At 69.3% G+C, this 18,943-nt stretch carries 15 protein-coding genes, 1 tRNA gene, 1 other RNA gene and 5 pseudogenes; 13 read left to right on the plus strand and 9 right to left on the minus strand.

Translation table 11 applies throughout. The features are described from left to right. The first annotated feature begins 181 nt into the window (after positions 1-181). Positions 182-532, plus strand: a complete 351-nt coding sequence (locus G7085_RS00810) for a hypothetical protein (protein WP_197509666.1) — start codon at positions 182-184, stop codon at positions 530-532. A 324-nt stretch (positions 533-856) separates the two neighbouring features. Here G7085_RS00810 and ssrA read toward each other — a convergent pair. The 7 genes and pseudogenes from ssrA to prfB all read right to left on the minus strand — a co-directional run bounded on the left by ssrA (position 857) and on the right by prfB (position 6,629). Next, positions 857-1,224, minus strand: a transfer-messenger RNA (tmRNA) gene (gene ssrA, locus G7085_RS00815). 21 nt (positions 1,225-1,245) lie between these two features. After that, positions 1,246-1,470, minus strand: a complete 225-nt coding sequence (locus tag G7085_RS00820) for a hypothetical protein (protein WP_197509667.1) — start codon at positions 1,468-1,470, stop codon at positions 1,246-1,248. Next, on the minus strand, positions 1,467-1,784 hold the full coding sequence (locus G7085_RS00825) for a DUF1707 SHOCT-like domain-containing protein (RefSeq protein WP_197509668.1): 318 nt from the start codon (positions 1,782-1,784) through the stop codon (positions 1,467-1,469). Before G7085_RS00825 ends, G7085_RS00820 begins: the two co-directional genes overlap by 4 nt. 112 nt (positions 1,785-1,896) lie before the next feature. Next, positions 1,897-2,379, minus strand: coding sequence for an SsrA-binding protein SmpB (gene smpB, locus G7085_RS00830; RefSeq protein ID WP_197509669.1), 483 nt, complete (start codon positions 2,377-2,379; stop codon positions 1,897-1,899). Positions 2,380-3,801: 1,422 nt separating this feature from the next. Next, a pseudogene (gene ftsX / locus G7085_RS31710) lies at positions 3,802-4,701 on the minus strand (permease-like cell division protein FtsX). Positions 4,702-4,723: 22 nt separating this feature from the next. Further along, a pseudogene (ftsE, locus tag G7085_RS00850) lies at positions 4,724-5,409 on the minus strand (cell division ATP-binding protein FtsE). A 113-nt stretch (positions 5,410-5,522) separates the two neighbouring features. Further along, positions 5,523-6,629: pseudogene (gene prfB, locus G7085_RS00855) on the minus strand (peptide chain release factor 2). Positions 6,630-6,711: 82 nt separating this feature from the next. Here prfB and G7085_RS00860 point away from each other — a divergent pair. From G7085_RS00860 to G7085_RS00915, 12 genes are all read left to right on the plus strand, one after another. Then, positions 6,712-7,167, plus strand: a complete 456-nt coding sequence (locus tag G7085_RS00860; RefSeq protein ID WP_197509672.1) for a GatB/YqeY domain-containing protein — start codon at positions 6,712-6,714, stop codon at positions 7,165-7,167. Positions 7,168-7,262: 95 nt separating this feature from the next. Beyond that, positions 7,263-7,673, plus strand: coding sequence for a hypothetical protein (locus G7085_RS00865; RefSeq protein ID WP_197509673.1), 411 nt, complete (start codon positions 7,263-7,265; stop codon positions 7,671-7,673). Continuing rightward, complete coding sequence (locus G7085_RS00870) at positions 7,670-8,062, plus strand: hypothetical protein (RefSeq protein WP_197509674.1); 393 nt, start codon at positions 7,670-7,672, stop codon at positions 8,060-8,062. The genes G7085_RS00865 and G7085_RS00870 overlap by 4 nt, the downstream gene beginning before the upstream one ends. A 15-nt stretch (positions 8,063-8,077) precedes the next feature. After that, positions 8,078-8,151 (plus strand) — tRNA-Val (locus G7085_RS00875). Between the two features lie 1,545 nt (positions 8,152-9,696). Next, positions 9,697-10,116: a hypothetical protein gene (locus tag G7085_RS00880; RefSeq protein WP_197509675.1), complete on the plus strand. Its 420-nt coding sequence runs from the start codon at positions 9,697-9,699 to the stop codon at positions 10,114-10,116. A 64-nt stretch (positions 10,117-10,180) separates the two neighbouring features. Further along, a complete protein-coding gene (locus G7085_RS00885) occupies positions 10,181-10,774 on the plus strand; it encodes a chymotrypsin family serine protease (protein ID WP_197509676.1) in 594 nt (197 codons plus the stop codon). 71 nt (positions 10,775-10,845) lie between these two features. After that, a complete protein-coding gene (locus G7085_RS00890; protein ID WP_197509677.1) occupies positions 10,846-11,304 on the plus strand; it encodes a hypothetical protein in 459 nt (152 codons plus the stop codon). A 467-nt stretch (positions 11,305-11,771) separates the two neighbouring features. Then, positions 11,772-12,092 (plus strand): hypothetical protein, encoded by a 321-nt coding sequence (locus G7085_RS00895; RefSeq protein ID WP_197509678.1) that lies wholly within the window; start codon positions 11,772-11,774, stop codon positions 12,090-12,092. A 297-nt stretch (positions 12,093-12,389) separates the two neighbouring features. Then, positions 12,390-13,121: a hypothetical protein gene (locus G7085_RS00900; RefSeq protein WP_197509679.1), complete on the plus strand. Its 732-nt coding sequence runs from the start codon at positions 12,390-12,392 to the stop codon at positions 13,119-13,121. A 215-nt stretch (positions 13,122-13,336) separates the two neighbouring features. Next, positions 13,337-14,425 (plus strand): lanthionine synthetase LanC family protein, encoded by a 1,089-nt coding sequence (locus G7085_RS00905; RefSeq protein WP_197509680.1) that lies wholly within the window; start codon positions 13,337-13,339, stop codon positions 14,423-14,425. A 38-nt stretch (positions 14,426-14,463) separates the two neighbouring features. Beyond that, complete coding sequence (locus G7085_RS28915; RefSeq protein ID WP_331715388.1) at positions 14,464-14,706, plus strand: hypothetical protein; 243 nt, start codon at positions 14,464-14,466, stop codon at positions 14,704-14,706. A 934-nt stretch (positions 14,707-15,640) separates the two neighbouring features. Continuing rightward, on the plus strand, positions 15,641-16,282 hold the full coding sequence (locus G7085_RS00915) for a hypothetical protein (RefSeq protein ID WP_197509682.1): 642 nt from the start codon (positions 15,641-15,643) through the stop codon (positions 16,280-16,282). Positions 16,283-16,338: 56 nt separating this feature from the next. On the opposite strand, the pseudogene G7085_RS31715 reads toward G7085_RS00915, so the two are convergent. After that, positions 16,339-18,502: pseudogene (locus tag G7085_RS31715) on the minus strand (6-phosphofructokinase); the annotation flags it as partial. A 10-nt stretch (positions 18,503-18,512) separates the two neighbouring features. Continuing rightward, positions 18,513-18,856, minus strand: a pseudogene (locus G7085_RS00925) (DUF3052 domain-containing protein); the annotation flags it as partial. Between the last annotated feature and the right edge of the window lie 87 nt (positions 18,857-18,943).

The raw sequence follows: 18,943 nt of genomic DNA on the forward strand, positions 1-18,943 counted from the left end.
CACCGCCCGGCAGCTTCTGCCCCATGAGTCAACTCTGACTTGGGGCTTTATCCTCACAAGGCGAGTAGATTGGCCTCATGACCGGATTTACCCAACTTTCCAGTTCTTCCGTGATGCGCGCCACCGGCGCAGCCTTCGTGATCGTCGGCGGGATGATCGCAGCCGCCACCGGACCTTTGAAGTGGCCCTGGGGAGCTGGGCGGCCGCCTTCACCGTGCTGGTGCTGGGCGTCGCCCAGGTCGTGACGGGCTCCGCGCGGGCCTACTGGCAGGGTCGCGACGCCCAGCCCGGAGGCTGGTGGGAGTTCCTCGTGTGGAACCTCGGTGGCCTCACCGTGATCGCGGGCACCCTTCTCGGCTCCGTCGCGACCGTGGCCATCGGATCCGCGCTGCTGGTGGCCGGCCTGGTGTTGGCCCTGCTCGCCACACTCCACCCGACAAGCGGAGTTCGCGGAGGCTCCTGGTCGCGTACCGCATCCTGCTGGCTCTGTTGGCCGTCAGCGCATGCATCGGCATCGCGATCTCGGTGGTGAGCAACTCCTGACCCACCGCCAGCTCGCGGGTCGGATGCGTTCCCAGATCCGGCCTCGAGCGGCACTCTCACAAGAGGCCGCGCAGGCCGGTGTGCTCCCGGAGCGCACGGATGACGTGGAGGATGACGGCCCATCGGAGCGCCCTTCAGCGTCATCTTCAACCCGGACATGAAACGACTCGTCCTCCGCCCAGGGGCAGAGGACGAGTCGGGTGCTGACAGCTCGTCCGTCGTCGGTCGGACGACGAACCAGGGGTGGAGGTGATCGGCGCTTCGCGCCTCAAACCTCAGCCTCGGCAGAGCGAGCTCGCTCTGCTCTCGGCTTTCGTGGAGGTGGCGGGAATTGAACCCGCGTCCTCAAGAGATGAACCAGGGCTTCTCCGGGCGCAGCCGACCAGGCGTTTTACTCGGTCCTTGCACTCACGTCGGCATGTCGCAAACGGACCCAGTATCAGTTAAGTCCCGAACCGCCCCTGACACACAGGCGGCTCAGCAAGCCTTCTAGATGAGGCCAGGAATCAGAGGGAAGGCACCCCTGAGCTGACCCTTCGATCGCTGATCAGGCAGCGAGAGCGAAGTTAGTGCGGTTGTTGTTGGCACTTATTGGTTTCCACGCAGCGTTTACGAGATAAACGTGGATCCTCGGCCCGCTTCTCCTGGGACTACCGTCCCGAGTCGAAACCAGTCACCCCTGTTGAGTTGTCGCCACCCAGTCTAGCGGGTGATGGAGGGCGGCTGCACCGGCAGATGCGGCCGCGCCAGCAGGAAGGGCTCCGCGACCCCCGTCGAGGGCTTGCCGTTGAAGGCACGAACCGACGCCCAGATGGTCGCGCCGAACCAGGCTGCCCAGGCGAGGAACGCCAACTGCCCGATCCCGGTGATCCAGCCCACGACCGTGAGCGCGACCCCGATGGCCAGGAAGGTGAGCTGCAGGCTCATGGCCCGCCCGGCCTCCCACCAGAGCCGGCTGCCGGGCTTGCTGGCCGTCTTGACGATGGCGGGCCGACGAAGGACGTCATGAGCCCCGACAGGTTCACCAGCCCCGCACCCACGTTCTCGGCCGGAGAGGGCTGGCCGGGTGCGCGGGGCGTGAGCATCACCGGCGCCATCCGGGCCAACCCCTGCAGGGAACGACTCAACTCGACCCGGTCCCGTGCCCCGAGCACCTTGTCGAGCCGGCGATCGAGCTCCGACTCGTTGATCAGGTTCCTCGCGTAGAGATCGTTGAGGTGGGCGATGGCACGGTCGCGCATCTCCTCGGTGAAGCCTGCGAATGGGGACTGGCCTGGAACGCTCATGCATCCATTGTGCTCGGCCCACGGGCCGGGCCAACGGGGCAGTCCCTGATTCGTCCCCGACGCCGGGTCAGCGGCGGTTGTACCGGTTGCGCACGGCGAGGGCACGCTCGGCCTCGCGTTTGGCGTCGCGTTCGGCGAGGTCGCGGCGCTTGTCCCAGTCCTTCTTGCCGGTCGCGACGCCGATCTCGACCTTCGCGTAGCCGTCCTTGAAGTACAGCGACAGCGGGATCAGGGTGCGCCCGGAGTTCTCGAGGGCCCGTGTCAGCTTCGCGATCTCCTGCCGGTGCAGCAACAGCTTGCGGGTCCGACGCGCGGAGTGGTTGCGCCAGGTGCCGAACTCGTACTCAGGGATGTTGGCGTTGATCAGCCAGGCCTCACCGCTGTCGTCGATCGACGCGTAGGCGTCCCCGATCGTCGCGCGACCCAGCCTCAGGGTCTTGACCTCGGTTCCGGTCAGGACGAGCCCGGCCTCGTACGTGTCACCGATCTGGTAATCGTGCCGGGCCTTCTTGTTCTGAGCGACGAGCTTTCGTCCGATCTCCCTGGGCATCGCCCAGTATGGCACCTGCCGACTCAGCCGAACCACTTCGCCATCGGGTTGACCAGCCTGCCGTTCTCCCACACCATCAGGTGCAGGTGGCACCCGGTCGAGTATCCGGTGGACCCGACGTAGCCGATCAGCTGGCCCTTCTTGACCTTCTGGCCGACGCTGACGACGTACCGGTTCGCATGGTTGTACCCGGTCGTGACGTACGAGCCGTTGACGTAGCCGTGGTCGATCATGAGGCGGTTGCCGTAGCCACCGTTGTAGTAGCGCTCCTCCACCACACCGTCGGCCGCGGCCTTGATGGGGCGTTGCAGCCGGCCCCGAAGTCCGTGCCGTCATGGAGCTTCCAGTACCCGAGGACCGGGTGGAGACGCATCCCGTACCTCGACGTGATCCGACCCGAGACCGGGTAGACGAAGCCGGAACTGCTCGAGCTGGAGCCCCACCGCTTGAACCGCCGCTCGAGCCGCCGGTGGAGCCGGACGGCTTTTCGGGCTTCTTCGCTGCCGCGGCAGCGGCCGCGTCACGGGCGGCCTTGTCTGCGGCGGCCTTCTTCGCGGCCTCGATCCGCGCCTGGATGCGCTGCTCGACGCTCTGGTTCTCCGCCTCGAGTTCCCGCTGACGGTTCTCCTCGTCGGCCACCTCGGTGGCCGCGGCGCGTTGGGCGGCCTCGGCCGCGGCCGCCAGCCTTGTCACATCGGCCTCGAGATCCTCGGCCCGCTGGGTCGCGTTCTGGGATGCGGCGAGCTGTTCGGCCGCCGCCTGGCGGGCCTCGGTGGCGGCATCCTCGGCCGCATCGGCCTCCGCCTCGGCGTCCTCGAGGGCCAGCCGGCGGGTCTCCAGCTCGTCGAGTTCCTTTGCCGACGAGTCGAACAGCGTCTGGGCGAGCTGGGCACGCTGACTGAGGTTGGTCGCGTCGACGTCGGTGAAGATCAGCGCGAGGTTCATGAGTCCGCTGCTCTGCTGTGTGGTGACGAGGATCTCCTCGTTCAGGCGTCGGTCGACCGATGCGAGTGCAGCCCTGGCCGCGGCCACGTCTGCCTCTGCCTGCTTGAGCTTGTACTCGGCCGCCGCGAGCTCCGCGGCACGCTGCTCGTCGAGGTCCTCTGCGACCCGCTGGGCCGACTGTGCCTTGGCCAGTGCGGCCTGGGCGTCGGCAAGCTTCGTGCGAGCCTCGGCGGCGGCGGCGACGGCGCCGTCCATCTTGGCGTGGGCCTCGTCGACGACCTCGGCCTGCGCCGCGATCTGGCGTTCGAGGTCCTTCTTTCGGGCATCCAGATCGTCGGCCTGGGCCGGTGCCCAGGTTCCGCAGACCATCGTGACGGCGCACGCGGCGGCGACGATGCCGCGCACGATGCGGTTGGTCAGTCTGCGACGAACGGGCGCCGGGGAAGATCCCTGTCCACGCTGAAACTCCAATCGGTCCTAGATGCGAAGGTACTTGCGGGTAGCGAGCAGTGTGGGTACGACGGCGAGCGCGACGCCCACGGCCGCAATGACAACAATGGCAGTTGCGAGATCGCCCAGCCAATCCATGGTAAAGCGGTGATCGAGGTTTGAGCGTTCTGAACCACGACGAAGTAGTAGCCCGCGGCGAGCGATCCCGCTGCGATGACGACCCCGATCAGGCCGGCCACGAGCGACTCGAGGAGGAACGGCAACAGGATGTAGATGTTCGAGGCACCCACCAACCGCATGATCCCGATCTCGCGGCGCCGCGTGAACGCGGCCATCCGGATCGTGTTGGCGATCTGCAGGGCACCCGCGAGCAGCAGAAGAGCGCTCATGGTGATGGTGGCCCATTGGAGCGCGCCCAACCATTTGAACATGGGTTCGAGGACGGTATGGAGGTCCTGGACGGCCTGCACCCCTTGGAGCCCTTCGCCTCGGACACGACACCCGCATAGTTCTCGGGGTTCAGCAGACGCACGCGGAACGAGTCCTGCATGTCGTCGACGGTGCGCGAGTTGAGCACCGGCGAGTCGGCGAAGACGCGCTGGAACTCCTCGAAGGCGACCTCCTTCGAGTCGTAGATCACCTCACTGACCTCCGGGTTCGCCTCCAAGGTCTGCTGGATCTGGGCCCGTTGGGCCTCGGTGGTCCCTTGTCCGGGGTGCACCGTCCGCCCTTCGTGTTCTCGGTGCAGAGGAACACGGAGATCTCGATCTTGCCGTAGAGGCTCGACTTCGCGAGATTCACCTCCAGGGCGGTGAGGACCCCGGCGCCGAGTAGCGAGAGGGACACCGCCATCGTGACGATGACGGCGATGGTCATGGCGAGGTTGCGCCTCAGCCCGGACCAGGTTTCGCGGAGTGTGTGTCGCATGCTTGGTTTCTGTCTCCTGGTCCTACGCCGTGCCGTAGACGCCCTCGGCCTGGTCCCGCACGAGCTGGCCGGAGCGCAGCTCGAGGACCCGGCGACGCATCTGGTCGACGATGGACGAGTCGTGGGTGGCCATGATGACCGTCGTGTCAGCCTTGTTGATCCGGTCGAGCAGCTTCATGATGCCGATCGAGGTCTCGGGGTCGAGGTTGCCCGTCGGCTCGTCGGCGATCAGGATCTTCGGACGGTTCACGAAGGCCCGCGCGATCGCGACGCGCTGCTGCTCACCGCCCGAGAGTTCGTCGGAGGGGCGGTCGCCCTTGCCCTCGAGCCCGACCAGTTCGAGAGTTTCCGGGACGATCCTGCGGATCTCCCTGGCAGGGCGTCCGATCACCTGCAGCGCGAACGCGACGTTCTCGTAGACGGTCTTGCCCGGAAGGAGGCGGAAGTCCTGGAAGACGGTGCCGATCTGGCGGCGCAGCGCCGGTACCTTCCACTGGTTGAGCGTGCCGAGGTCCTTCCCAGCCACGTACAGCGTGCCGCTGGTGGCGCGGTACTCGCGCAGGATCAACCGCAGGAATGTCGACTTGCCGGACCCCGACTGGCCGACGAGGAAGACGAACTCCCCTTGCCGATCTCAAGGTTGATGTTGCGCAGGGCTGCGCGCTCCTGCCCTGGGTAGAACTTGGTGACGTCCTCGAACGTGATCACTCGGTGCACTCCGACAAGCTTGGGGAAGACATCTGAGAAACTCTCAGACGCATGAAGAGTCTAGGTGCTCCCCTGACGGGCCACCTAACGCGACACGCGCCGCGCCGGATTCCTCAGGCGTGGGTCTCCGCCGTCTTGCGCCACCGGATGCCCGCGTCGATGAAGCCGTCGATGTCGCCGTCGAAGACGGCGTCAGGGTTGCCCACCTCGTGCTCGGTGCGGAGATCCTTGACCATCTGGTACGGGTTCATCACGTAGGACCGCATCTGCGCACCCACGAGTTGCCCCGTCGCCCTTGAGGGCGTTCATCTCCTGCTCACGCTCCTGGCGGACACGCTCGAGCAGGCGGGACTGGAGGACGCGGAGCGCAGCGGCCTTGTTCTGCAGCTGCGACTTCTCGTTCTGACAGCTCACCACGATGCCCGTGGGCAGGTGGGTGATGCGCACGGCGGAGTCGGTGGTGTTGACCGACTGCCCCCGGGACCGGACGAGCGGAACACGTCGATGCGCAGGTCGCCTTCGGGATGTCGATGTGGTCGGTGTCCTCGGTGACCGGGAGCACCTCGACACCGGCGAACGACGTCTGCCGTCGCCCTGGTTGTCGAACGGCGAGATCCGCACGAGCCGGTGGGTGCCCTGCTCGACCGAGAGGGTGCCGTAGGCGAAAGGAGCCTTGACTGCGAACGTCACCGACTTCAGACCCGCCTCCTCGGCGTATGAGGTGTCGTAGATCTCGGTGGCATAGCCGTGACGGTCGGCCCAACGCATGTACATCCGCATCAGCATCTCGGCAAAGTCGGCGGCATCCACGCCGCCGGCCTCGGCCCTGATCGTGATCAGCGCGTCGCGCGGGTCGTACTCACCAGAGAGGAGGGTACGGACCTCGAGGGCCTCGATGTCGGAGCCGAGCTTCTCCAGGTCGTGGGCCACCTCAGCCCGGGCGTCGGCGTCGCCCTCCTCGTCTGCGAGTTCGAGCATCACCGTCGCGTCCTCGAGGCGTGAGCGCAACCCGACGATGCGGTCGACCTCGCTCTGCTTCGCAGAAAGCTGTGAGGTGACGCGTTGTGCGTTGTCCTGGTCGTCCCACAGATCGGGGCGGCCACCTGCTCCTCCAGCAGGGCAATCTCGGAGCGGAGCTTTCCGAGGTCGGCGACGGCCTCTATCGACTCGAGGGAGTGATCGAGTTCGGAGATGCGAGCGGTCAGGTCATCGTTAGCCACAATCCACGATCTTAGCGCCGCAGGTCCGATCCCCACCCTCGCGCGGAGGGGTGCCAGAATGGACACCTAGAGAAGGGACCCCATGGGCTCAAGCAAGGACCGTCTGAAGAAGGATCTGGCAGCGGCGATGCGCGCGAAGGATGAGGCGGCGAAGTCGACCATCCGCATGGTGTTGGGCGCGATCGGGGTCGAGGAGGTCGCCGGCGCCACGCCCCGCATACTGAGCGACGCCGAGGAACTGGACGTGATCCACAAGGAGCTTCGCAAGCGCCGTGACTCGGCCGAGACCTATGCGGCCGCGGGACGCCGGGAGCTGGCCGACAAGGAGACCGCGGAGGCGGAACTGATCTCCGGGTACCTCCCTGCACCGCTGACCGCAGACGAACTCGCGGCGCTGGTCGAGGAGGCCTTCTCCGAGTTGGACGAGGCCCCGACGATGAAGCAGATGGGCGCCATCATCCGCACTGTCACAGCGAAGGCCGACGGGCGCGCCGAGGGCAAGGAGATCGCGGCTCTGGTCCGGCAGCGTCTCTCCTGAACCGCACGGGAACCTCAACCCCTCCTTCAGGGCGCACTTCCGCTCCGGGAGGGGTTGATTAGCCTCAGGGACACCCGATCCCTAGGAGTGTCGACGTGATCCGTCGCTGGTTGGCCCTGACCACCGCAGCCCTGCTCGGCGCTGTCGGCGCACTGACCGCGGTTCCTGCGAGTGCCGACTTCGACGTGTACACGACGCCCGGCACCCACACCGTCAACGGCAGGCAGTGGAAGACCGACTGCTCCATGTACTCCTCGAACGTCGAGCGGTGCACCACCGACATCTGGGCCACGACCATCCGCTTCGACGGTCGCGCATATGTGCAGTCCAACGGCTGGGTGTTCAACAACCTGACCTACAAGGAGAGCAACCGCACCACCTGGCAGGAATGGAACCCGCTGGTCACCCGGGCACCCACATCATCGACGGGCGCACCTGGAAGACGGAGTGCGACACATCCTGGACCGGCGGCAACGGATGCCGTTCACAGATCATGGCGACGGTGATCGAGAAGACCCCACCGGTACAGGACCGTCAACAAGTTCGTGTTCAACAACATCGTGCGCATCACCCCGGTGGCGTGTCCCGTCAGCCAGGCCCAGGTCCGCACGGCGACCGGCCAGGCGGAACCGTCGTCCAGTCGTGCGAACGCTCAAAGCAGAACAACACCTGGACCGCGACCGACTTCGTGGTGACGCACCCCTCCGGCGAGCAGTTCTACTCGACGGCGTTCTTCAGGCTGTCAGGCGGCAAGTGGACCTACGCGGCACATGCCGGGGCCAGCACCTCCACGATCTGCGACTGGGTCAGCCGGGCCAACGTGCCGTCCGACCTGCGCGACCACGTCCCTACTGCGCGGCCTAGGGACTGGCCGTCGGGCCTCACCTCCGGCTAACCTTGGTTCGCCCGCGGGCGCATAGCTCAGTTGGTTAGAGCGCTTCCCTTACAAGGAAGATGTCGGGGGTTCGAGTCCCTCTGCGCCCACCGCGACCGCAACCCCTTGTCAGCATTGTTTTGACAAGGGGCTTTGCTATCCCAGGCTTGCGCCTGGAACCGGGTCCGGTCCGGCCCGCGTAATCTCGCGTGGTCCTGAAGAGTGGGGGTCTTGTTTGGGAGTTCTGGGGGATTCCCGCGTGCTCGGATGTCCGGTGCCCGCGGCAGACGCGGGTCTGCTCTCCCCTCCCCGCCAAGCGATCCGACACTTCGACCTCCCGATTGACGTTCGCTCGCCCGGTCGGGACGAGCGACCTGGACGGCCGAAGGCCGCCGAACACGTCGCACACCAAGACTCATCAGCGGCGACGCGCCACCAACCCAAACGCTCACTCCAGACGCACCGGGCGTGACGGGTACGAACGGTCCTGCACGCTAGCTGGCGGTGAGGGCGAGGGTTCGGTGATCTCCTTCTGCGGCGATCGTGTCGATGTTGAGGTAGAGCCGTTCGTGCCGGTCGACCGCTGCGTACGGTGTCGTGGTGGTGGTGACGGGCCGCAGGTTCAGCGCGGTGGCGCTCCATGTCGGCGACCGCCGACCACTCCCGCTACAACGGCCTGGGCGGCATCGCTGATCCGGCTGCGGATGCCGCGCCGGCCGTGGGCCCCGCAGGTGCACTCCACGGGTGGTCCCGGCCGGGCGCGCCTTCCGACCGGTCGCGACCGCACACTGGCCACAGGTGAGTGGTCGGCCACCCGGGAGCTGGCGCTCTTCGCAGGTAGCGTCTGTCCGGTCCCCCGAAACCAGTGTGCGGCCGTGCCGCCGAGGAGAACCCATGACCATGCCGCCGCAGTACCACGGACCCGCCCTGTCCCCGCAACGCCGAGGCGCGCCTCCGTGCTCCCCTGGGTTCTTGTGGTGGTGGTCGCGGTGCTCGTCTTCGGCGGGCTGGCTGCACTGTTCGCGTCCCGCGGCCCCGGCGGCGAGGCCCCGGCACGACCGAACCACCGGTGCAGCGCCCCTCGGCCGCAGTCCCGTCGGCAGTCGATCCGAGCACGTACAACACGGAATGGCCGCCCAGGAGAAGTACCCGACGGAGGTGCTCGGCTGGACCATGTCGTGGAGCGACGGTCTCGCCGACTACATCTCCCGGACGGGACCAAGGTGATGCTCGTGCTGCCCTGGGGCCGCTCGAGCTTCCCCTCGAGAAGGAGGTCGAGCTGATGACCGATGGGCCGATCGCGGAACCCCAGCCCGACATCTTCTGCTACGACGTGCCCGACGCGCACGGCGATCCCTACCGGATCTGCCTGGGGCCACCAGGTCCGGCGAGTTGGTCAGCGCCGGCGCGCCCTATCTCGACTTCACCGACGCCGAGCTGGCGGCCTGGACGCGGGCGCTGCTGGACAGCGTCGACTTCTGACGCGACCGCCCACCGCCACTTTTCGGCATCGGCGCCCGGCGACTCCCGACGCCGACCCTCCATCGACCCCGCCCCGGCAAGCACCGATCCGGGTGTATCACCGGGCCTCCTCCCGCTCCTGAAGGGTGTCATCCGGGTCGGCGCCGCGCCGATCCACCGAGAAGGGAGCGGTGATGAACAACGAGTTACTGGCTGCCGCCATCCGGCCGGTCAAGGCCCGCGTGGAGGACGAGCTGATCGCCATCGACGGCGTCAACATGGTCGACATCGCGGAGAAGGTCTCGAAGGGTCGGCCCACGGGCGAGATGGCGATCGTCGTCTTCGTCGACAAGAAGCTGCCGCTCGGCAAGCTGTCCGACGCCGAGAAGATCCCGGCGGAGATCAACGGGATCAAGACCGACGTCCAGGAGCTGACCATCGAGCTGCAGCCGAACTGGGTGCCGCTGGACGACGCCGCGCTGGTCGACCCTGCCGCCTACCCGACATTCGTCGGCGGCATCTCGATGGGCCCCACCCGCACGTTCTTCCTGTCACCTCCCGAGGTGCCCGCACCGGGCAACTACACGATGGTCGGCACCTTCGGGCCCTCGTGAAGGACAACGCCACGGGAGCGACCATGGCGTTGTCGAACTTCCACGTCGCGGCGGTCAACACCTCGTGGTCGGCCACGGACCGTCAGGTGCAGCCGGGCGTCCCGACGGCGGCAACCCGTCGACGCAGGAGTTCGGCACCCTGACCCGGGCAGTCCTCTCCGAGAACGTCGACGGCACCGTCACCACCCTCGACGCGGGCAAGGCCTGGAGCGCCGAGATCCAGGGCATCGGAAACGTGAAGGGCACCGCCCTCGCAGTGGCAGGCATGGCGGTCCGCAAGCGCGGCCGCACCACGGAGCTCACCTACGGCAACGTCGTCTCGGTCGACGCCACCGTGCAGCTCAACTACGGGCACGACATCGGCCTCCGGACGCTCAAGAACCAGGTCCGCATCGCCACCGACACCGCGCAGAACCCGCGCTTCTCCAACGGGGGCGACTCGGGTTCGGTCGTCGTCAACGCCAACAACGAGGTTGTCGGCCTCCTGTTCGCCGGCTCGACCGACGGCTCGACGACGTTCGCCAACCCGATCGCGGCTGCCCTCGCGGAACTGGACGTGACGCTGCTCATCAAGCCGGTGATCAAGCCGTCGATCGTCTGTGCCCGTCACGGCCGGTCGCAACCTGCCTCGACGTCCCGACGCTCAAGTCGCGGCTGATCTGTCCGTCCGTCCACTACATCTGCATCACGAAGTCCGTGGTGTGCAGGTCGCGCCTCATCTGTCCCACCGTGCACCACCTCATCTGCGAGGGCTGGCAGGAATGGCCCGGCCAGATCGGCCCCGGGAGGACCGAGGACTACGGCTACGGGGCGGCCGCCGACGAGGACGAGGGCCGGTCCGCCGCCTACCAGTCCGGCTACGCCGACGGGGTTGCCTCCGTGCGTGAGGAGGCGGGCGACACCACTCAGGCGCAGATCAACTACCCGCCGAGCATCTTCACGTGCCCGTCGGCGACCGTCGTGTGCCCGTCCACCCGGTTCGACTGCCCCACCAGGTTGTTCTGCCCTCCAGGTTCGACTGCCCCACCAGGTTCGGGTGCCCGACCCGGTACGGCTGCCCGAGCATCGGCCTGTGCCCGAGTTACGCGTTCTGCCCGAGCCTGGCGGGCTGCCCCAGCCTGGCCGGCTGCCCGAGCTTCGCGGGCTGCCCCAGCCTGGTGTGCGGAGGGCTGCCGATCGAGGACGTGACCAACCCCGGCTTCCAGGGTGAGGTCGCTCCCGACCAGGCCTTCTGGGCGGGCTACCTCGCCGCCCTCGAACAGCAGGGCGAACAGGAGCAGTGAGACCCATGCCCGGCGACCCACCGTCGCCGGGCAGCGGTTCGCGGGTTCCGGGCCGCTGAGCGACCCGGAAGGCGACAATCGACATCGGGAAGAACAGGAGCCGACAATGGCTATCTCCGAGAAGGACAGGGCAAGGATCCGTGAGGTCAAGGCCCGCGTCGAGGACGACCTGCTGAAGATCCCGGGGTGACGGGCGTCGACATCGACGAGAAACTCACAGGCGGCTCCCCACCGGAATCGCCGCCCTCGTGGTCTTCGTGACCCGGAAGCTCGCCCGGACGAGGTGCCTGTAGGCGGGCTCATCCCTCCGCAGATCGACGGCGTGCCCACCGACGTGCGGGAGCTGACCGTCGTTCCGCAGGGCGGTGCCGGGTGACGCAGGCCGCCGCCGTCCTCGCGCGGGCCGTGTCGGCGGGCCTGGTCGACGCGACGGCGGCCCTTCAGGGGCGCGTGTCGATCCACTCCATCGGGGCCTCCAACCTGGTGCACCGGGTCGATCGCGACGGTGTCCCGGTCGCCTTCGCCAAGAGCACCGGGCAGGCCGCGGCGATGGACGGGGATGACAGTGTCGCCCGGGAGTCGGTGGTGCTCGGCCTGATCAACGGGCTGTGCCCTGCCCGGAGGTGCTGCCGTTCGGCGACGGCGATGACCTGTGGCTCGCCCCTGTGCCAGGCACCGGGCTGGCCGAGCTGACGGCCTCCGGGGACGTCGGCAGGATGTCCGACGCGTTCTCGGCGCTCGGGAAGGCGCTCGCAGCCCTGCACAGGATCCCGGTGGTTCCCGCGGCTCCCGTGCTCCGGCTCCCTGGCCCTGCTCGACGCGTTGCCGGGGCACATGGAGACGGCCCGCTTCCATGAGGTCCCGACCCGGGTGATCGAGACGGCCGCGCTCTGGCCGACGTCACCTCCGCGGCGCGGGAGCAGTGGCAGGGGCGGCGCTGGACCCACGGGACGTGAGCCTGATGAACGCCTTCCTGGGCGGTGACGGGTGGTGCGCCTGATCGACTGGGAGGGCGCGGGCATCGGTGAGGCCGCCTGGGACCTGGCCGGGGCGAACCTGATGGTCCGCTCGGTGGCGCCCGGCTGGCATCCGATCGCCTGGGCCCGCCTCCTCGACTCCTACCGGGCTGCGGGTGGCCCGGCCGACCCGCCGGGCACCGCGCTGCTCTGCGTCCGGACCCTCGTGGCGGCCTACCAGCAGGCGGTCGGCGCCTTCGCGGTCGGCTCGACGCCCGACGCCGACGGCATGGTCACCCTTCTCCTCGGTCAGGTGCACACCCTCGTCGAGCGATTCCGTGCGGAGGCCGCGCATGTTCCGCCTGAGGACGCCGCCGCGATCGGGGCGGCCCACGCCGCCTGGCTGGGGATCGATCCGGACGGCCGCGACGCGGACGCCCTCTACGGCCGCTGGTGGGCCGCCCGCGCGACGTCGTCGTGCCGGACGAACCCCCGGCACCCCGCCGCTCGCCGGTCGCCTTCGGGCCGCCCATGCGGGAACCCGGGCGTGGGTGGCCGGCTGCCGGGTGGAGGCGCTCGGCGCGGCGGGCACCGTCGTCGTGTCCACACCCGCGGGCACGCGTCGCGCCCTTTCCCGGGGCGACCACTGGTCACCGACCCGGCCGGGGTTACCTCCCGGGTCAGCGACGACGTCGTCGCCGTCGACCGCTCCGGGGATACGAGTCCGACGGCTGGTGGCGGGCGTGGGGAGGAGGCTGGGACCTGACCCGGACCATGCCAGGCGTCACCAGGATCTACCTGGCCGTCGACCCGGCCCGGATCCTCGACGTCGCCCGCCTGCTTCCCCCGCCCTTGACGGTGCCCGGATCGCCTGGACCCTGAAGACCCCGCGGCCGCCCCTGCGCTCACGAGGCCCGACGCGGCCGTCTGCTACGTCCGCGACACCGACCGAGGGTCGCGGTGCCCTTGGTGACGGCAGCCATGTCGGGCTGCCTCAGCCCGGGTGGAAGGGTGCCGTTCACCGCGACCCTGGTGCCTGGGATCTCCTGGTCCGAGGACCCTGGCGGAGAGGACAGCTTCGGGCAGACCCGCTGCCGCCTGCTCGCCGACGCATTCACGCGCGGCGGTCCACCGGTGGCCGCAGCGGAGGCGGCATTCGTCAGCGCCGGCCTCGATCCCGCCCGCCCGCATCTGAGGGCGCGCGGTGAGCGGCGGGCCGGAGCGCTCTCCGACGCCGCAGGGCGCTGCGCCGGCGTCCTCGCCGCCAGCGCGGTCACCGACGGCGCCAGGGTCGGCTGGGGCACGTGGGAGTTGGACTCCGACGCGGAGCCGGTGAGCCTGAACGCGGCCGCGGATCGCTCTACGACGGCAACACCGGCATCGCCTGGGCGCTGCGGCTGCTCGGCGACGACCCCGGCCAGGCGGTCGAGGGCGACGCGGGCCCGGGTTGCTCGGTGGCGCAGCGGGCGCCGCGCTGGCCACCGGGCGTCACCTCCCGTCGACGAGGACGACCGCGGCAATGACCTGGGTGACGGGTTGGCCGGCGACCTGCTCGCTCTCATACGCACCCGCAGCGACGACGTCGAGCGCGTCCGTCGGCTCGTCGACAGCCTCGCCCGGTCCGCCACCCGCCTCGACGATCTGGTGTGGTGGGCCGATCCGCGGCTTCCCGGTGAGCGACCCCTGTGTGGGCTCGCCCACGGCGCCTCCGGGGTCGCCCTGGCCCTCGCCGAGGCCGCGGTCGCGCATCCGGGCGTGGCCGACGTCGCTGCTCCACTGATCGCGGGTGCGCTGCGCTGGGAGTCGGCCTGGCACGATCCGGGCCTCGGCTGGCCCGATCTCCGCGGCGACGATGGCGGCCATCCCGTGCTGTGGTGTCATGGCGCGGCCGGCATCGGCGCCGTCAGGCTCCGACTCCTCGAGTTGGTGGGCGCCGGGCTGGTGCTCGACTACCCACCGACGCCATCGCGGCCGAGGCGTCCGCGTCGGTCATGGCCTGCGGCAGGGTCCTCACCCAGGCGGTCGGCCTCGCCCGGCAGGCCGGGCTGGGCGGAGTCCCGCAGGGGCTGACCCTCTGCCACGGCTTGGGAGGGCCGCTCGACGTGCTGGTGCAGGCGACCGAGGTCTGGGGTGAGCCGGCCCATCTGGAGGCCGCCCGCAGGATCACCGTCGACCTGCTTGCCACCGCGCCGGCGGACCCCCTCGACTGGCCGTCCGGCCTGAAGGCGCCGGGCTGTCTCGGGCTGTTCGTGGGGCTGGCAGGCACCGCGCTCGTGCTGGCGCGGCTCGCCGACCCGGGCCGGATCGGGCCGCTCAGCATCCTCGACCCGACCCGGGCGGCCGTCGTCTGAGCGACCCGGGTATTCGGTGGCTTGAGCCCTCCCCGATTGTGGCAAGCTTGGTCCGGTTGCCGAGTACTGGGGAGGTGCACGCGATGGCAGAGGGCGTCGGCCGCCGCGGGGTGCCCTCGGGCGACTCCCCGGCCAGTCGGGCGGACTCCCTTCCGGGATCACGACCCGGGGCTCCCAACGCCGGGTCGCCGTGCCACGACAGAGAGCCCGCTCCGGGCATGTCCACCGACGACCCGCGGACGGACACACCGACCCCGGCGCCCACGGGCGAGGCGCGCTGGACCGCCGTCGAGCCGCGCGGCCGCTTCGCCGCGACCGATGTTCGCGACGTCGCGGATCCGCCGCCCACCCCGGGCCACGCTGTCCCCGAGCCTGCCACCGACCCCGTTCCCCGCACCCGGGCATGGGACGGCGCGGGTCGGCCGACCCGGCACGGACGGTTCACTCCCGTCCGCGAGCCGCCGGGCATCCCCTCGGGTTCCGACACCCCCGTCGCTCCACCGTGGGCGGGCCGGCGTGCCCTGAGCGACACACCCGGGTCGCTCCCGTCCGCCGGCCGCCGCGGCGCCCCGGCCTCCGCCGACGATCTGGTGGCCTCGTTTCCCTCGGCCAGCAGGCGCGGCATCGTCGGACACGATGACTCCTGGTCCCCCGCCCGGCCCGCCGCTCGGCGGAGCAGCCGATGCTCACCGGTTTCTCCGGGGAGACACCCGGGTCGTCCGCCACCCCGGTGCGCTCCCCCAGCCCACCCCCACATTCCCCGAGGCCCAGGATCCACTCGACTTCGGCATCTCCCGGCCCCATCGCCAGCGGAGGTGCCCTGGACGCCCGACCCCGATCCGGTCCGCCCGGAGCGCGACACCGACGGCCCGACCGGGAACGACCGGGAGCCCGGACGCCGACGCTGGTACCTGCTGGGGCACTCGGCATGGTCGTGGCCCTGGCCGTCTTCGTCGCGTTCATGGCCGGCTCGGGTGACGGCGGAACCGCCGCCCCCGCACCGACGCAGTCGGTGACGACACCCGACGGGGCGCGACGAGCCCCGCCACGATCCCCCGACACCCGACGGGTCGGCCACCGCCTCCCCTCACCCACGCCGTCGGTGACCACCGACCTGAACGTGCTCGACCTCGGTGATGCGAAGATCGAACTTCTCCCCGGGTGGCAGCTCTACGCCGACGAGGTGGTGCAGGACGATCGCCGCCTGGTGCGCATCAAACAGGTGGCGACCGACACCCGGATCCAGGTCGTCACCCTCACCTCCGTGACCGGCCCCCTTGCGTCGGCCTGCGAGGATCTCATCGCCGACCACCGCCCCAGTACTCGAACGTGGTCGAGTCGGCGACCGTGGCCGTCGCCGTCAACGAGGGTGCCGAGGGGTCGGCCTGCAGCTTCACGGGCACCAGGGTCAGCGACAACGTCGCCTCCAAGGTCGACTTCACCGTGCTGCGCCGCACGGCCGACGGCGTCGCGCTGGTGTTCCGCGACATCCTCCCGCAGGCCGTACCTGCGGATTCACCCGCGCGGGCGGAGCTGGCCACCATCGAGTGCGGCGCCGCCCTGTCCTTCGGGGTGACCATCGGCCAGTGCGCTACTCCTGGCCAGGGCGACGGCTGAGCTGCTCGAACACGGGCGGAGCTTCATCCACCACTGTTCGCGGGGGCGCTGGTTGTCCCAGTCCATGCCCGCCGTGACCTGGCGCAGCGGTGCCAGCAGCCCGGGTGAGCCGCTGGAGGCCGCGACGTACTCGGAGCGACCCTCCGTCAGCTGGGCGTCCAGGTTGGTGATGGCCATGTAGGCGAGCCGCGTGGCGTTGATCCGGTCGAACGGTGAGGGACACCACCCTGCTGGACGTGGCCGATCACGGCATCACGCACCGAGTACAGGCCTCGGCCCTCGGCCTCGAACAATTTGGAGATGACGTCGCCGGTGTAGAACTCGCTCGCCTCCTCACCCATCACGGCCAGGTAGAAGGAGCGACCCGATTCGAATGCGTCCACCAGGGCGGCGACATCCGTGGTCAACTGCTCGAGCGAGATGCCCGTCTCCGGCAGGTACGCCTTCTCCGCACCGCCGGCGAGCGCCCCAGGAGGGGCAGGAAGCCACAGGTGCGGCCCATCGTCTCCACCACGAACGCGCGCTTGGACGCGGACGCGGACATGCGCACCATGTCGATCGAGCTCACGATCGTGTTCAGCGCCGTGTCCGAACCCACGGCCATCGGCCAGTCGGGAAGGTTGTTGTCGATACTGGCGGGCAGCAGGGCGATCGGGATGTTGAACGCGGGATACCTGCGGCGTTCCGCCTCCATCATCTCGACGGTCGCGTAGGCGTGGAAGCCTCCCATCACCAGCAGCGCGTCGATCCGGTTCTCCTCGAGGGTGCGCGCCATCTTGTAGAGGTCGGCGTCGACGGGGACGTAGCGACGGGTGCCGAAGTTGGCGCCACCGGTGTGCGCCATGCCCTCGACGTCCGACCAGGCCACCTCACGCAGGTCACCATCGATCAGTCCCGGGACGCCACCCTGGATGGCGAACAGGTCGTAGCCGCGGTCGAGTCCGGTGCGCACGGCAACGCGGGCCAACTGGTTCATGCCGGGAGCCAGCGCGCCGGCGTGCATGACGGCGATGCGCTTCGCGTCGGCGCTGGGCGCAACCGAGGGCCTCGCCTCGGAGAGCATCCGGTAGATGTCGACCATCGTGGTGAACCCGTGGCCGCGGGCCGAGATGGCCGAAGCGTAATCGCCGTCGGCCACGTAGTCGGCGATCTTGTGGGTCGCCTCGACGGCCTCCAGCAGAGGGGTCGCGTATACCTCGTCTCGACGCACGCCGACCAGCATCGGCTCGGAGAGTTCCCGGCCTGCAGCACCTGGCGGACGGCCTCGACGCCGCAGACCGTGGCCATCCATCGGTCGTAGGCGGACGGGGTGCCGCCACGCTGGACGTGCCCCAGGATCGTGATGCGTGCCTCCTCACCGGTCTTGTCGCGCAGCACGTCCTGGATGCGCTCGGCGGTGATCCGCTCGCCGTCCCGGTCGGCCGCACCCTCGGCGACGAGGATGATCGAGTCACGACGGCCGGCGTCGCGGCCCCGCCGCAGCACCTCCACCATCCGGTCCTCCCAGCCGGGCCGCGGGGGGACTCGGGCAGGAAGGTGTAGTCGGCGCCGCCGGCGATCGCGGTCATGAGCGCTAGGTATCCGCAGTGGCGGCCCATCACCTCGACGATGAAGGTCCGCCGATGCGACTCGGCGGTCGATGAGATGGCGTCGATGGCCTCGGTGATGCGGTGCATGGCCGAGTCGGTGCCGATCGTCATGTCGGTGCCGACCATGTCGTTGTCGATCGAGCCGACCAGGCCCGCGATGTTCAGGTGCGGGTGGGCGGCCGCCTGCTCCGGAGTAATCCGGCCGGCCTCCGCCAGTTCGGCGACGTAGCCCGGCCAGCCGAGGCACAGGGCACGGCTGCCGTCAGGGATCCGTCGCCGCCGATCACGATGAGCCGGTCGATGCCCGCCCTGACGAGGTTCTCGACGGCGAGCAGCTGCCCCTCACGGGTGCGGAATCCGGTGGAGCGGGCGGTGCCGATCACCGTTCCACCCTTGTTGAGGATGCCGGATACGTCACTCCAACCGAGGTGCGCGATGTGTTCACCGCCCTCGATGGCGCCCTGCCAGCCCTCCCTGATCGCGAAGACCTGGGCGCCCTGATGGATGCCTGCGCGCACGATGGCCCGCACAGCGGCATTCATTCCCTGAGCATCCCCGCCCGACGTCATGACGCCGATGCGGGCCGTCATCGACGAGAGCCCTTGGGCGCAGCACCTTGGTCGCCTGCCAGTCGGCGGCGACGCCTGCGGTCGTGGTGAGGGTGAGCCCGGCGACCGTCACCCCCTCGGCGAGGGAGGCGGCGGTGATGAAGCCGGGGCGGCCGACCTTGGGGTCATCAACCAGATGCAGCCGGTGCTGGAGAGATCGGTCATGCTGTCCACGAGCCCGTCGGCGACGTCACCGTCCTCGTCGCGCCACCAGAGAACCACCACGTCCACCGCCTCGAGCGGGTCGTCGACCATCTCCGCGTCGATGCTGTCCATGATGTCGTCACGGAGGTCAGCATCCACATCCTCATCCCACCCGAGCTCCTGGACGACCAGTCCGGGGTGAGGCCCAACAGGTCTGCGCCCGTCAGTGGTTCGTTGGTCGACTTGCTATCTGCCATGTCCACGACCCCAAGCCTGCCA

It is taken from the genome of Tessaracoccus coleopterorum, from assembly GCF_011174705.1.
GTDB classification, from domain to species: Bacteria; Actinomycetota; Actinomycetes; order Propionibacteriales; family Propionibacteriaceae; genus Arachnia; species Arachnia coleopterorum.